General features: G+C 62.4%; 12 protein-coding genes. 7 read left to right on the top strand and 5 right to left on the bottom strand.

The window, feature by feature from the left end:
- Positions 1-20: 20 nt before the first annotated feature.
- Complete coding sequence (locus tag GJ700_RS05970) at positions 21-410, bottom strand: nuclear transport factor 2 family protein (protein WP_154371743.1); 390 nt, start codon at positions 408-410, stop codon at positions 21-23.
- 153 nt (positions 411-563) lie between these two features.
- On the opposite strand from GJ700_RS05970, the gene GJ700_RS35250 reads away from it, so the two are divergent.
- Positions 564-1118: a hypothetical protein gene (locus GJ700_RS35250; RefSeq protein ID WP_229506831.1), complete on the top strand. Its 555-nt coding sequence runs from the start codon at positions 564-566 to the stop codon at positions 1116-1118.
- A gap of 7 nt (positions 1119-1125) precedes the next feature.
- On the opposite strand, the gene GJ700_RS05960 is transcribed toward GJ700_RS35250, so the two are convergent.
- A complete protein-coding gene (locus tag GJ700_RS05960) occupies positions 1126-2382 on the bottom strand; it encodes an MFS transporter (RefSeq protein ID WP_154371742.1) in 1257 nt (418 codons plus the stop codon).
- Positions 2383-2390: 8 nt separating this feature from the next.
- On the bottom strand, positions 2391-2927 hold the full coding sequence (locus GJ700_RS05955) for a PadR family transcriptional regulator (protein WP_229506830.1): 537 nt from the start codon (positions 2925-2927) through the stop codon (positions 2391-2393).
- A 128-nt stretch (positions 2928-3055) separates the two neighbouring features.
- Between GJ700_RS05955 and GJ700_RS05950 the strand changes: the two genes are divergently transcribed.
- The 3 genes from GJ700_RS05950 (at position 3056) to GJ700_RS05940 (ending at position 6170) form a co-directional block, all read left to right on the top strand.
- On the top strand, positions 3056-3799 hold the full coding sequence (locus GJ700_RS05950) for a hypothetical protein (protein ID WP_154371741.1): 744 nt from the start codon (positions 3056-3058) through the stop codon (positions 3797-3799).
- A gap of 152 nt (positions 3800-3951) precedes the next feature.
- On the top strand, positions 3952-5481 hold the full coding sequence (locus GJ700_RS05945; protein ID WP_154371740.1) for an alpha/beta hydrolase family protein: 1530 nt from the start codon (positions 3952-3954) through the stop codon (positions 5479-5481).
- Between the two features lie 17 nt (positions 5482-5498).
- A complete protein-coding gene (locus tag GJ700_RS05940; RefSeq protein WP_154371739.1) occupies positions 5499-6170 on the top strand; it encodes an OmpW/AlkL family protein in 672 nt (223 codons plus the stop codon).
- 77 nt (positions 6171-6247) lie between these two features.
- Here GJ700_RS05940 and GJ700_RS05935 read toward each other — a convergent pair whose 3' ends face one another.
- Both GJ700_RS05935 and GJ700_RS05930 read right to left on the bottom strand, forming a co-directional pair.
- A complete protein-coding gene (locus GJ700_RS05935; RefSeq protein ID WP_154371738.1) occupies positions 6248-8119 on the bottom strand; it encodes a glucokinase in 1872 nt (623 codons plus the stop codon).
- A gap of 193 nt (positions 8120-8312) precedes the next feature.
- Positions 8313-9935, bottom strand: a complete 1623-nt coding sequence (locus GJ700_RS05930; protein WP_154371737.1) for an alpha-glucosidase — start codon at positions 9933-9935, stop codon at positions 8313-8315.
- A 264-nt stretch (positions 9936-10199) separates the two neighbouring features.
- On the opposite strand from GJ700_RS05930, the gene GJ700_RS05925 reads away from it, so the two are divergent.
- From GJ700_RS05925 to GJ700_RS05915, 3 genes are all read left to right on the top strand, one after another.
- Positions 10200-11813: a POT-type proton-dependent oligopeptide transporter gene (locus GJ700_RS05925; protein ID WP_154371736.1), complete on the top strand. Its 1614-nt coding sequence runs from the start codon at positions 10200-10202 to the stop codon at positions 11811-11813.
- Positions 11814-12019: 206 nt separating this feature from the next.
- A complete protein-coding gene (locus GJ700_RS05920) occupies positions 12020-12994 on the top strand; it encodes an ABC transporter substrate-binding protein (protein ID WP_154371735.1) in 975 nt (324 codons plus the stop codon).
- A gap of 12 nt (positions 12995-13006) precedes the next feature.
- Entirely contained in the window at positions 13007-13825 is an 819-nt protein-coding gene (locus GJ700_RS05915) for an ABC transporter permease (protein WP_154371734.1), read from the top strand.
- The last annotated feature ends 1 nt before the right edge of the window (position 13826 follow it).

The raw sequence follows: 13826 nt of genomic DNA, 5'->3' as shown, positions 1-13826 counted from the left end.
TTACTTTCCGGCGTCAGGTGTCAGGCTATGCCATAACGGGCTGCCGAGTTGTAAAAGCCGCGCCAGCGCACCACCTTGCCTGCTTTCACGGTAAACACGTGCACCCATTCGGTGCCATAAGGCTTACCGCTATCGAGCGCGACGGCTTCCTCCCAGCCCAGCACGGTAACGTGCTCGCCTGCAGCAATGAATTCGCGCGGTTCGAACACGCGGATATCGTCCGCCTGCGGGATCGCGGCAAAGAATGCCGCCACCTGTTCGCGGTTGCCGCGCTTGCCCGCATAGGGCAGCGATGCGGGGACGACACATTCCCAGTCGATGTCGCTGGCGACAAATTCCATCAATCCGGGGATATCGCCGCGGCCGAACGCGGCATAGGCTTGCTGCACAATTTCCAGTGGGGTAGGCATGATGGACTCCTTTCAGGTTGGTTACTCCCTATATACGCGTCAACGCGCGCTGTGGATTCAGTGTAGGCCGTGTGAAATGCAATGCCAGCACTGGTTGCCCCGCCCCTCCGCTATGGTTTAGTATGGCCGCACCCTTTCATTACAGGCATTCCCATGGCAGCGCGCAAGAATTCATCAACCTCGGCAGCAATCGCTGGCGCTGTGGCCGGTTTCCTGGCTGCGGGCTTACTGGGGTATTACCTGTACTGGAACAAACAGCCGGAAGCACCGGCGCGCCCCGCCCCGATGGCGGCCGTCCTGGCTGACGCCATACAGGCATCGGTGGCCGCCCAGTCCGCCACGCAATCGGCCGCGCAGGCGACGCCAGTCCACAAGGGCGCGCTGAACCGAGAACAGGCCGTCACGGTGCTGATGGCGTTGCCGGAATTGCAGGCGTGGTCGAAGCAGATTGAAAAAGCGTCCGGTGGCAAGGCGCACGGCGCCATCATTGAATACGATGACCAATTGCGTGAATATGAAGGCAAGCGCTATTACCAGCTGAGCTTCATTGAAAACAGCGACGATACGGCGCAACGGTGGGAAAGCTTCCTGGTCGGCCAGAAAGACGGCGACATCCTGGTCGACGACGATATCGACGGCACGGTGCTGAGCCTGGCGCAGTGGCGCGAAACAAAAAAGCCGCTGCAACGCAGCGGCCCTGGAACCTGAACCGACTTCAAGCGGCGCCGCGCGCAGGCTGCGCAGCCTGCGCCCCCTGTACCTTGCTCACCCACAGCAAGGTCACCACCGACAACGCGGCCGCCACCCAGCCGATCGTGCCATACCCTTCGATATGGCCCGCCGCATCGGTGGACAGCATCAATCCCCCCAGCATGGCGCCGCAACCGGTGCCGATCTGCATCAGCGCGGCATTGGCGCTGAGGAAGGCGCCACGGCGCGACGGGTGCGGCACGGTCGTCAGCAACGCTTGCAGCGGAATGCCACGGCCCGACACCACCATCATGAACAGCGGGAACAACAGCACCAGGCCCCACAGCGGCCAGTGCGGCAAGTGCGTCAGCATCAGCATCGGCACGACGGCAAAGCCGGCCAGGCAGCGGTATACATAATGCTTGCCGGCGCGGTCGGACCAGGCGCCGATCACGCGGGCCGACACCAATGTCGCCAGCCCGCCCGCCAGGTAAACCCATGTGATCTCGGCCGGCTTGATGCCGTAATTGGCCACCAGCACCGGTGAAATGAATGGAATGATCAGCATGCCCGAGACCATGTTCACACCGGACAGCGCAAACGCTTTCAAATGCGCCGGCACGCGGAACATCCCCACCAGCTCGGGCAGCACTTGCGCCAGCGGCGTCGGCGCCGATTTCAAATGTCCGGTCAGCGGCGGCAGCACACTGGCCGCAATAAACCAGATCGGCACGGAAAACAATACCAGCAGGTAGAACGCGGATGCCCAGCCAAAGTGCGCCGACAGCATGACGCCGGCCGGTACACCGGCCACGGCGGCCAGGCTGAATGACGTCATCACGATGCCGGTGGCGGCGCCGCGCCGGTTCGGCGGAATCAGGTCGCTGATGATGGCCATGGCGATCGCACCCAGCACGCCGCCGGTCAAGCCGGCAAAGGCGCGCGACAGCACCAGCACGTGGAAATTCGGCGCCACGGCGCACGCCAGGTTGGACAGTGAGAACAGCGCAAACATCGTCAGCATCAGGCGTTTGCGGTCAAAGCGGTCGATATACGCCATGGCCAGCAAGCCGGAGGCGCCGGCGCACCACGAGTAGACGGAAACGGCGCCCGACACCTGGGCCGGGCCGATATGGAACGCTTCCATCATTTGCGGCGCCAGCGGCATCATGACCATGAAATCCATGATGACGGTGAACTGGATCAGCGCCAGCAGCCACAGGATGATGCGTTCGCGGGCCGGGGTTAATTCCGGGGTTAATTCATTGTTGGGTAAAGTCATAAACCTCCTCAATCGAGCGCATTGATGTCGGCGGCAGCTTTGCGCAGGATAGCGCGGATCGCTTCCAGCCGTGTTTCGGTGGCGGAACCGTCGCGTGCGCGGCCGATGACGGCTTCCTTCAGCGCATGCATCAGGGCGCGGATATCGCCGCCCCCCACACCCGGTTCCGACAGGCGCGCCATCATGGCGTCCACCATTTGCCGGTTTTCGTCGAGAAACGCCTGCCCTTCCGGTGTAATCGTGTGCAATTTTTTCGCACCGTCAGGGGAAATCGAGACGTGGCCCATGTCGTGCAGCATGGACAGCAGCGGATAGATGGCGCCAGGGCTGGGGGTATAGCTGCCGCCGGCGCGGGTTTCCAGCTCCTTGATGATTTCATAGCCGTGGCGGGGCTTTTCAGAAATCAGTTGCAGCACGACATAGCGCATGGCGCCGGAATCAAACATTTTCGGACCGCGTCCACCGCCGCCACGGTGGTGGCCGAAGAAGCCGTGGCCATGCATATGCGGGTGGGAATGGCGGTGGCCTTTGAACAGGTGAAACATGAAACCTCCATAAGATATATCGAACTAAGATATATCTTAAACTATTTCAGTCCTGTTTCAAGGAGTTTTTTTCACTTTCTTCAGCTTGCCGTATCATGGTGATGATTCCACGCATGCTTTGATAACCGATGTTCAAGAAATTGCTCGCCCTGCTGGGTTTCAAGTCCACGCCGGCTGCTGCCGAACCCGGCGCGCCCGCGCCTGCCCGGAACAATGCGGCGGCAGACGGTTCCCCCCCTGAAGGAGGGGCAAACCGGCCCATCGCGCCCTATGCGCGCGAAGACCTGAACCTGGTCTACAACCTGCTGTTCTGCGACGATGCGTCACTGTTCAAGACCACGGACGACGCCACCCGCTCGCTGTTTGCCGACGGCACGGAACCGACTGTCGTGCGGGCGATTGCCGATGACCGCGACGAAGAAAGCCGCGTACGGATGCTCGCGTATAACTGGCTGCATGAAAACGCGCAGCCCGTGCCGCCCAAGGAAACACTGGGGGTGGTGATCGAAGTGCCGCTGGAACAGGGACTGGACGTACTGGCCGCCTACGCGGACGGCACGGTACGCTACATCAACCACATGGGTTCGATCAGCGTCTATGAAAGCCACCCGGCGGAAATCGCCGCGCAAGCCAAGGAAATCGTGGAAACCGCGCAAGGGATGGTGAAGCAGCAACCGGTCGGCACCCGTCGCCGCCAGGCGCCGCCGTCACTGGGCGACGTGCGGCTGACGGCGCTGGTGTCAGACGGCCTGTATGTGGGACAAGGGGCGTTTGAAGCGATTGCCACCGGCAAGCAGACCGCGCCCGTACTGCAAGGGGCGCAAAAGCTGCTGGATTTGATCGTGCGGCAGGGTCGCCCGAAGGCGGACTAAGCCGCTTATCGTCTCCCCCCCTCCACCAGGACGGCGCGGCGCTACAACAACGCCATCCAGATTAATTTACTTCAAGTCAAAACACTGGCATATTGATAGCTCTCGAATAGTACGCTCGTTCGATTCAAACAACAATATCGCCAGGAGGCACAATGCGTTATACCAATTTAGCGTTGTCCATGCTGGCCGCAGCCGTCCTCGCGGCCTGCGGCGGCAGCAGCAGCGACCCGGGCCCGGTCATCGACAACACGCTGACGCGTGGTTCCCTGGTGGCCAATCCCCCCAATATGGTACCGGTACCACAAGCCGATGGCACCGCCGTCAAGTCGCTCGATCCGGTCGTGTTCGGCAAGATGCTGGAAGCGGCCAAGCCTGGCACGACCCTGGTGACCGGCACGCCGAAGTGCGCCATCACCAACTACTACATGAAATACGGCACCGTGGGCGGCAAGAATGAAGCGACCGACGCCACCGGCGCCATCATGGTCCCGTCCGGGTCCGATCCGGCCTGCAGCGGCCCCCGTCCGGTGCTGCTGTACGCGCACGGCACCACCGTCGAAAAGAAATTCAACATGGCCAATATCCGCGACAACAGCGAAGCGTCGCTGGTCGCGGCCATGTTCGCGGCCCAGGGCTTCATCGTGGTGGCCCCCAACTACGCCGGCTACGACGTGTCGGCCCTGAAATACCATCCTTACCTGAACGCCGAGCAGCAAGCCAACGACATGATCGACGCGCTGCGCGCGGCGCGCAAGGCGTTCCCGAACATCGGCGCGACCGATTCCGGCAAACTCCTGATCACCGGTTACTCGCAAGGCGGCCACGTGGCGCTGGCGACCCAGCGCGCGATGCAGTTGAATTACGCGTCCGAGTTCAAGGTCACGGCGGTGGCCGGCCTGTCGGGGCCATATGCGATGTCCCTGTTCAGCGACGCCATCATGGCAGGCAGCCCGAACCTGGGCGGCACCCTGTTCTTCCCCCTGCTGACCTCGAGCTGGCAGAATTCCTACGGCAACATCTACGGCAACCCGAACGAAGTGTTCGAGTCGAACTTCCTGGCCGGGATCGAAACCCTGCTGCCGGGCGACCTGAGCACCACCGAACTGTTCACTTCGGGCAAGCTGCCGCAGACCGCGCTGTTCAACAGCGCCTCGCTGCCGGGTCCGTCCTCGCCCGCGTTCGCGCCCTTCTTCGGCGCCAACAACCTGGTCAAAACCAGCTTCCGCAACGCCTACCTGGCCGATGCGCAGGCCCATCCCTGCAACGCGAATCCTGCCGATCCGCTGAACTGCGCGCCGGCCATTGCCACCCGCATTGCCGCCAAAAAGAACGACCTGCGCACCTACGTGCCAGCGGTACCGGTGATGCTGTGCGGCGGTAACGCCGACCCGACCGTCTATTTCGTCAACACCCAGGCCACGGCAGGCTACTTCCAGGCCAAGGGGTTGCCGGCGGCGGCGCTGACCGTGCTCGACGTCGACTCGTCGCCGACCGGCGCCAGCGATCCATTCGCCGCCGCCAAGGTGGGCTTCGCGCAAGCGAAAACCGCAGCCATCAATGCCGCCGTCGCCGCCAAAGTCGACCCGACGGCCGCGGTCGCCAGCGCCTACCACGGCTCGCTGGTTCCGCCGTTCTGCCAGGCCGCTGCGCGCGGCTTCTTCCAGAACGTGCTGGCTCACTAATTCAGGACACAACGACAATGAATATCCGACTCCTCGCAAGCATGTCCGTCCTGGCCCTGGCCTCGGGCGGCGTCCTGGCGCAAGACACCACCATCGGCCTGGGCGCCGCGCACATCTTCGTCAATGCCAAGTCGCCCAACCTGAGCAGCAATGGCCCGGCCTTCCTGACGCCGCAGCCGGCCGGCATCGACGTCAAGGACGCCACCACGGTGCTGATCACGGTCACGCGCCGCCTCGATGACCACTGGTATGGCGAACTGGCGCTGGGTGTCCCTCCCAGGCAAGAGGTGATCGGCGCCGGCACCCTGGCGCCGTTCGGCGTCATCGCCAAGGTCAAGCAGGCCGCGCCGACGGCATTCCTGAACTACCGTTTTGGCGCGGCGGGCAGCGCGCTGCGTCCTTTTGTCGGCGTGGGCCTGAACTACACCCGCTTCTACGATGCGGCCTCGACCACGTCCGGCAGCCTGGCCAGTGGCGGGCCGACCAAGATCCAGTTGAGCAAGTCGACCGGCCTGGCGGCGCAGGCCGGCGTGAACTACCAGTTCGACAAGACCTGGTCGCTGTGCCTGAGCGTGATTGCCGCGGACGTCGAATCGGACATGACGGCGACCACCGGCAGCATCGAGCGCAAGACACATATCAAATTCAACCCGCGGGTACTGGGCGTGGCGGTGGGATACAGCTTCTGATCCCGGCGTGACGCAAGAAAAATGCCGCTCGGTGCAAACTGAGCGGCATTTTTTTCAGGCGTCCGGGGCAGCTGTTTTCAACTGTCCAGGTGCGAAATCAGCAGCCGGCGGCTGTCCTGCACATCCCCCGCCTTGTGCTCCAGCACCAGCGACGCATTTTGCTCATCCAGCGAAATCCCCACCGACAGGATGTCGATCAGCAGCAATTGCAGGATGCGGGAAATCATCGACAGGAACGTGGAACTGTCTTCGCTGTGGTCGACCGCCAGGCACACGGTGGCTTTCTTGGCCAGGGCGGACTGGCTGGTGGTAATGGCGATCACGTCCGCGCCGGCCGCGCGGGCGGCATCGACGGCTTCCAGCAATTCCGGCAGCTTGCCGGAATTGGAAATCGCAATTACCACGTCGCCCGGCTTCAGCAGCTCGGCCGCCAGCGTGAACAGATGCGAATCGCCATACGCGGCGGTGGGGATGCGGAAGCGGAAGAATTTGTGCTGGCCGTCCAGCGCCACCACGCGCGAATTGCCCATCGCGTAAAACTCAATGCGCTTGGCTTTCGCCACCAGGGCGATCGCCTTGTCCAGCGAGCGCACGTCCAGCTGGTCGCGGAATTTCAGGATGGCCGACACGGTGTTGTCGATCACCTTCGCGCTCAGGTCGTGCGTGCTGTCGGACACGCGCACCTGGCTGTGGCGCACGGGAATCGCGCCCGTCAGGCTGCTGGCAAACTTCAGCTTGAAGTCGGCCAGGCCGGAAAAGCCCATCGAGCGGCAGAAGCGGATCACGGTCGGCTGCGATACGTCGGCCAGGCGCGCGATATCGGCAATCGGTTCGTTCAGCACGAGGCGCGGCTGCTCGATCACCAGGTGCGCCACGCGCTGCTCGGCCGGCGTCAGTTCGTGCTGCAAGTGCTGCACGCGCTCCATCAGCGTGTTGGCGCCGCTGCGGCCGCGCAAGTGTTCGGACAGGATCGTCGCCACGCCATAGAACGCGGGGTTCGGCGTGGTGATGACGTAGGTCGGGATTTCCGACAGGTAGCTGGTGAAACGGCCCTTGGCTTCGAAGCGGGCGCGGAATGGCGATTGCGCAAACCAGTCCCCCATGCGCGGCACGATGCCGCCGCCGATGAAGATGCCGCCAAACGCGCCCAGGGTCACGGCCAGGTTGGCGCTGGCGCCGCCCAGCATGGCGCAGAAGCATTCCAGCACTTCCACGCACAGCGGGTCTTTGTCCGTCAGCGCGCCGGACATGATTTCCTGCGCATTCAAGTCGCGTACAGTGCGGCCATTGCGCTTGGCCAGCGCCTTGTAAATGATTTCCATGCCGGGGCCGGAAATCAGGCGCTCGGTCGACACGTGCGGCCAGGTTTGCCATGCATATTGCAGGATCGCGATTTCGCGTTCGTCGGCCGGCGCGAAGTTGGTGTGGCCGCCTTCCGAACCCAGGGTCACGAAGCCGTCCACGGTCGGGATCACGCCCGACACGCCCAGGCCCGTCCCCGGCCCCAGCACGCCGATCACGGAATTGCCGGCCGGCTTGCCGCCACCCACCTGCATCAGGTCGGCCGGCTTCAGCCCCGGCAGCGACATGGCCAGCGCCGTGAAGTCATTCACCACCAATAACGTGTGCAAGCCGAGGATGCGGCGCACTTCATCGGTGGAGAATTCCCAGTCGCGGTTGGTCATCCGGACATAGTCGCCGCTGACGGGATTGGCGACAGCCAGCGCCGCGTGGTTCAGCGTGATGCCCTGGTGATCGGCCAGGTAAGTGCGCAACAGCGGCACGATGCCGGTGAAGTCATCGCATTTCAGCACGCGTACGGCGCGGAACTCGGACGGTCCCGTCTGGAGAGCAAAACGCGCATGGGTGGCCCCGATATCGGCCAGCAGGCGCGGACCGTCGGCAAACGCGGTGCGGCTTGTTTTTTGGTCAGCTTCAGCTTGTTTCATCGTCTCGTTTAATTCTCATGCCGGGAATGCCCTTGAAGCCGGCAAGGATACCCGATTTATACGACGCTTAACATATCGGCACTGCATGAAGCCCGGCGCCGCCTGCAATTCACTACAACTCCTTACGCGGCGGTGCTGCCGGCGCTGGCGGCAACACCGGCATGGCGGCTCGCAAGCGAACCGCCCTACGCATTTATTTCACGTAGCCGAACCAGGCGCCATAGGGTGGCAGCGTGACCGTACCGTCCGCTGCCACCGAGCCTGGCAAGCCCGGGTCGGTAATCGTCTGCGCGCCCGCCGCCTGCGGCAACGGCAGCGTCGTCGCGTCGCGCCCCAGGTTGAACACGGCCAGCACCGAACGCTCGCCTTCCGCATCGCGGCGCAGCGCCAGCACCGGTTCCGGCGCATCGAAGAAAGTGATATCGCCGCGCGTCAGCTGCGGCATCGTGCGGCGCCATGCGATGAAGCGGCGGGCAAACGCCAGCGGCGATTGCGGGTCGCGCTCCTGCACGGACGCGGCGCGGGCGATATGCTTTTCATCGACCGGCAGCCATGGCTTGCCTTCCGTGAAGCCGCCATTGGTGGCCGCTTCCCACGCGATCGGCGTACGGCAACCGTCGCGGCCCTTGAATTCAGGCCAGAACGTGATGCCATACGGGTCTTGCAGCAGTTCGAACGGCACGTCGCTTTCCGTGAACGCCAGTTCGTCGCCCTGGTACAGGCATGGCGTGCCTTTCAGCGACAGTTGCATGGCCAGCACCAGCTTGGCGAATTCCGGGTCCGGCTGGTCGCCGCCCCAGCGCGTCATCACACGCACCGCGTCGTGGTTGCCAACCGACCACGATGCCCAGCCATCCTTGACGCGGGCGCCAAACTGTTCCACCTGCGTGCGGATATGCCTGGCCGAGCATTGCGGTGTGAGTAAGTTAAAGCTATAGGCCATGTGCAGCTTGTCGCCGCCTTCCGTGTATTCCGCCATCACGGCCAGCGAATCGTCCGCGCCCACTTCGCCAATGGCGACCGCACCATATTCATCGAGCAGCTTGCGGATGCGCTGCAGGAACGCCACGTTTTCCGGCTGGGTCTTGTCGTGGATGTGCGCCTGCATGCCGTACGGGTTGACGTCCGAGACGGTGGCCGTATCGCGCACCAGCGCCGGCGGATTGCTGCGCAACTGGCGGTCGTGGAAGTGGAAGTTGCACGCATCCATGCGCACGCCGTCGACGCCCCGCTCCAGCCAGAAGCGCAGGCAATCCAGGTGCGCCTGCTGCACTTCCGGGTTATGGAAATTCAAGTCCGGCTGGCTGACCAGGAAGTTGTGCAGGTAATACTGGCGGCGGCGCGTATCCCACTGCCACGACGAACCGCCAAACACGGACATCCAGTTATTGGGCGGGTTGCCGTCCGGCGCCGCGTCGGCCCACACGTACCAGTCGGCTTTCGGGTTGTCGCGGCTCTTGCGGCTTTCCGCGAACCACGCGTGCTGCTCGGACGTGTGCGACATCACCTGGTCGATCATGATTTTCAAGCCCAGGCTGTGCGCCTTGGCGATCATTGCATCGAAGTCGGCCAGGGTGCCGAACAGGGGATCGACGTCGCAATAGTCGGAAATGTCGTAACCGAAGTCTTTCATCGGCGACTTGAAGAACGGAGAAATCCAGACAATGTCCACGCCCAGTTGCGCGATGTAATCCAGTTTGGCGGTGATGCCGGGCAAATCGCCGACGCCATCGCCATTGGTATCGTTGAAGCTGCGGGGATAAACCTGGTAGATGATCGCTTCGCGCCACCAGTTCGGGGACAGTTGTTGGGTCATGGTTCGTCCATAGAGTTGGGTTTGTAGAGAATATACATCAACCATTTGGTTTATTCAAATCGGTTTGAATTTCTTAATTTTCGTATAAAACCATTTATTTTCAATGACTTATTCAAATATTTTCAAAGCTGAAGCATGTTCATACCGTAGTCAAACTACATAAAAACTACAAAGCGTAGCGTTCATACAACTTGCATATACCGGTTGCCAACGGCAACCCATCCGGCATAGCATCCCGGTCAGTCGAAAAACCATGGAGGCTATATGGCCAATCCCGCTGTTCAAACGGCGCCTGTTCCGGATCAAGAGTCCGGCAACGGTCCGCTGCCCCGCCAGATCCCGTTCATCATTGCCAACGAAGCTTGCGAACGCTTCAGCTTTTACGGGATGCGCAACATCCTGACCCCGTTCCTGGTCAGCACGCTGCTGCTGTTTCTTCCCGTGGCGGACCGCGCCAGTGAAGCCAAGCACGTGTTCCACACGTTCGTGATCGGCGTGTATTTCTTCCCGTTGCTGGGCGGCTGGCTGGCCGACCGCTTCTATGGCAAATACAACACGATCTTCTGGATGAGCCTGGTCTACGTGGCCGGCCACGCGTGCCTCGCGTTCTTTGAAGACAACCTGCAAGGCTTTTATTTCGGCCTGTTCCTCATCGCGCTGGGCGCCGGCGGCATCAAGCCGCTGGTGTCGGCATTCGTCGGCGACCAGTTCGACAAGACCAACAAGAAGCGCGCGAAAGTCGTCTACGACGCGTTTTACTGGTCGATCAACTTCGGCTCGTTCTTCGCGTCGCTGCTGATGCCGCTGTTCCTGAAGAATTACGGCCCTGCCGTGGCGTTCGGCATTCCCGGCGTGCTGATGGCGATTGCCGCCGTGATTTTCTGGGCCGGTAAAAAGCGTTACGTGCACGTGCCGCCCGCCGCACCGAACCCGGATTCGTTCACGCGCGTGGCGCGCACCGCGCTGCTGGCGCAAAAGCCCGGCCAGGGCCGTCCCGGCCTGGTGGTGGCCATCATCGGCGTGATCGGCGCGATCGCATCGCTGTGCATGGCGCCATCGTGGGGTTTCGTGATTTCCGCCTGCCTGGCGCTGGTGCTGTTGCTGGCGTTCGGCGGCATCGGCACCGGCATGCAGCTGGAACGGGCGCGCGGCCTGCACCCGGACTTCGCCGTGGAAGGCGTGCGTGCCGTGCTGCGCATCCTGATCGTGTTTGCGCTGGTGACGCCATTCTGGTCGCTGTTCGACCAGAAAGCATCGACGTGGGTCCTGCAGGCGAACAACATGGTCAGCCCGCTGCTGTCCGTGTTCGGTTTCGAATTCAAGCTGCTGCCGGCGCAAATGCAGGCGGTGAACCCGATCCTCGTAATGCTGCTGATCCCCCTGAACAACCTGGTGTTCTTCCCTGCCCTGCGCAAGCTCGGCATCGAACCGACGCCGCTGCGCCGCATGACGGCCGGCATGGTGTTCAGCGGCGCGGCCTGGATCGTGATCGGCTGGGTGCAGCTGCAAATGGATGGCGGCACGCCGATGTCGATCCTGTGGCAATTGCTGCCCTATGCGCTGCTGACCATGGGCGAGGTGCTGGTTTCGGCCACCGGCCTGGAATTCGCGTACAGCCAGGCGCCGGCATCGATGAAGGGTTCGATCATGAGCTTCTGGATTTTGACCACCACCGTGGGCAACCTGTGGGTGCTGATCGTCAATTCCAGCGTGAAGAACGAAGCGGTGCTGGGGCAGATCGCCGCCAGCGGCTTTGGCCTGATCACGTTCCAGATGTTCTTCTTTGCCGGCTTCGCGCTGCTGACGGCATTGGCGTTCGGTTTCTATGCGACCAAGTACAAGATGGTCGACAACTACCGGACGGAAAAGCTGGCATAAGCCCGGCGCAATGACTCCCGTTGGGCGGCTTCCGCTGCGCGGAAACCGCCCAACGCGGAAATCCGCACGCGGGATTCTGGTTTTCCGCCGCACCCGCGCCATAGCCTCTGGCGCAATTCCATAAAAATCAAGCACTTAACATTTCACACCGCGCTGGCACGCTTGCTGCTCTAAGTCTGGTCATACCAACCAAAAAGGAGACCAGCATGTCACGCTTCCGTAATTCCGTCCTCGCCGCCGCCCTCGCCGCCTGCGCCGCCACATCGGCCAGCGCCGAAGAAGTGGTCCGTCTCGGCAACCTGAAATTCGCCCATTACGGCGCCGTCTCATACATCAAGGAAATCGCCCCCAAGTGCGGCATCAAGGTGGAAGAACACATCTTCGCCAAGGGTCCGGACGTGATGCAAGCCATCCTGGCCGGTGAACTGGACGTCGGCGCCACCGCGTCCGAAGCGGCGATCCAGGGCCGCGCCAACGGCGCGCCGATTTACGTGGTGGCCGGCTTCGCCAAGGGCGGCGCGCGCCTGGTCGCGCGCCCCGACAGCAACATCAAGTCCATCAAGGATTTGAAAGGCAAAAAAGTCGGCGTCACGCGCGGCGGCATCCATGAAGTCTTGCTGGTGGCGGAAATGGCGCAGGCCGGCCTGACCGCATCGGACCAGCCTGGCAAGGACGTGCAACTGGTATTCCTTGCGTTCGCGGACTTGAACCAGGCACTGATGGGCAAAAACCTGGACGCCATCATGCAAAGCGAACCGCAATCGTCGCAAGCCATCAACAAGGGCTATGGCGTGGAAGTCATGAAGCCATACGACACGCCGATCGGCGAACCGGTGCGCACCATGGTCATGAGCGAAAAATTCTACAAGGACCACCGCGCCACGGCGGCCCGCTTCATGAACTGCTTCGTGCTGGCCACCAAGACCTTCATCGACAGCAAACCGACGGCGGAAAAATACGTGCGCGAGACGCTGTTCAAGAACCAGATCACCGCCGACGATTTCCAGGATGCGATTGCCAACTCGCCCTACACGTATGACGTCACGGCGCAGCACATCCAGGTCACCACCGACGTGATGGCCCGCTTCGGCACCGGCAAGATGCGCCTGCCGCCGGTGGCGAAAGACTGGGTCAAGACCGACTTGCTGGACGACGCCAAGAAAAGCCTCGGCGTCAAATAAGGAGACCATATCATGATCAAGGACTGGAAAAATATCGGCACCGGCGCCGTGGCGCCGGTGGTCGTGATCGCCCTGTGGCAGGCTGCCGCTTCGCTCGGGCTGGTCAATCCGCAAGTGCTGCCGTCGCCGCTGGCGGTGGTGCAAAAGTGGATCGAATATGCGCTGCCGCTGCAGGCGTACGACGCGGCGCAAAGCTCCTGGCTGATGTGGGCGCTGTCCGGCGAACTGTGGGCCGACACGCTGGGCAGCATGTACCGCGTGCTGCTGGGCTTTGGCATCGGCGCCGGCCTGGCGCTGCCGTTCGGCCTCGTGATGGGCGCCAGCAAGCGCGCTTACGCCTGGTTCAACCCGCTGCTGCAAGTGCTGCGCCCGATCCCGCCGATCGCCTACATCCCGCTGTCGATCCTGTGGTTCGGCCTGGGCAACGCGCCGGCCGTGTTCCTGATCGCCATCGGCGCCTTCTTCCCCGTGCTGATGAACACCATTGCCGGTGTGCGCCAGGTTGACGGCATCTACATCCGCGCCGCGCGCAACCTTGGCGTCAGCCAGCGCGCCATGTTCGTGCGCGTGATGCTGCCGGCCGCCGTGCCGTACATCCTGTCCGGTGTGCGGATCGGCATCGGCACCGCCTTCATCGTGGTGATCGTGTCGGAAATGATCGCCGTGAACAATGGCCTGGGCTTCCGCATCCTCGAAGCGCGCGAATACTTCTGGTCCGACAAAATCATCGCCGGCATGATCAGCATCGGCTTGCTGGGCTTGATGATCGATATCGGCATGAACAAATTGAACAACCATTTGCTGCGGTGGCACCGCGGCCTGGAGAACTGAC

It is taken from the genome of Pseudoduganella rivuli, assembly GCF_009674485.1.
In the GTDB taxonomy this organism is placed as follows: domain Bacteria; phylum Pseudomonadota; class Gammaproteobacteria; order Burkholderiales; family Burkholderiaceae_D; genus Rugamonas; species Rugamonas rivuli_B.
Note: the sequence above shows the minus strand (reverse complement) of the source record. Positions and strands in the feature narration are given on the sequence as shown.

Excerpts from the sequence above, each read along its gene's own strand:
- GJ700_RS05940 (WP_154371739.1), top strand. The coding sequence starts at position 5,499 with ATGAATATCCGACTCCTCGCAAGCATGTCCGTCCTGGCCCTGGCCTCG.
- GJ700_RS05925 (WP_154371736.1), top strand. The coding sequence starts at position 10,200 with ATGGCCAATCCCGCTGTTCAAACGGCGCCTGTTCCGGATCAAGAGTCC.
- GJ700_RS05960 (WP_154371742.1), bottom strand. The coding sequence starts at position 2,382 with ATGACTTTACCCAACAATGAATTAACCCCGGAATTAACCCCGGCCCGC.
- GJ700_RS05920 (WP_154371735.1), top strand. The coding sequence starts at position 12,020 with ATGTCACGCTTCCGTAATTCCGTCCTCGCCGCCGCCCTCGCCGCCTGC.
- GJ700_RS05915 (WP_154371734.1), top strand. The coding sequence starts at position 13,007 with ATGATCAAGGACTGGAAAAATATCGGCACCGGCGCCGTGGCGCCGGTG.
- GJ700_RS05970 (WP_154371743.1), bottom strand. The coding sequence starts at position 410 with ATGCCTACCCCACTGGAAATTGTGCAGCAAGCCTATGCCGCGTTCGGC.
- GJ700_RS35250 (WP_229506831.1), top strand. The coding sequence starts at position 564 with ATGGCAGCGCGCAAGAATTCATCAACCTCGGCAGCAATCGCTGGCGCT.
- GJ700_RS05945 (WP_154371740.1), top strand. The coding sequence starts at position 3,952 with ATGCGTTATACCAATTTAGCGTTGTCCATGCTGGCCGCAGCCGTCCTC.
- GJ700_RS05950 (WP_154371741.1), top strand. The coding sequence starts at position 3,056 with ATGTTCAAGAAATTGCTCGCCCTGCTGGGTTTCAAGTCCACGCCGGCT.
- GJ700_RS05930 (WP_154371737.1), bottom strand. The coding sequence starts at position 9,935 with ATGACCCAACAACTGTCCCCGAACTGGTGGCGCGAAGCGATCATCTAC.
- GJ700_RS05935 (WP_154371738.1), bottom strand. The coding sequence starts at position 8,119 with ATGAAACAAGCTGAAGCTGACCAAAAAACAAGCCGCACCGCGTTTGCC.
- GJ700_RS05955 (WP_229506830.1), bottom strand. The coding sequence starts at position 2,927 with ATGTTTCACCTGTTCAAAGGCCACCGCCATTCCCACCCGCATATGCAT.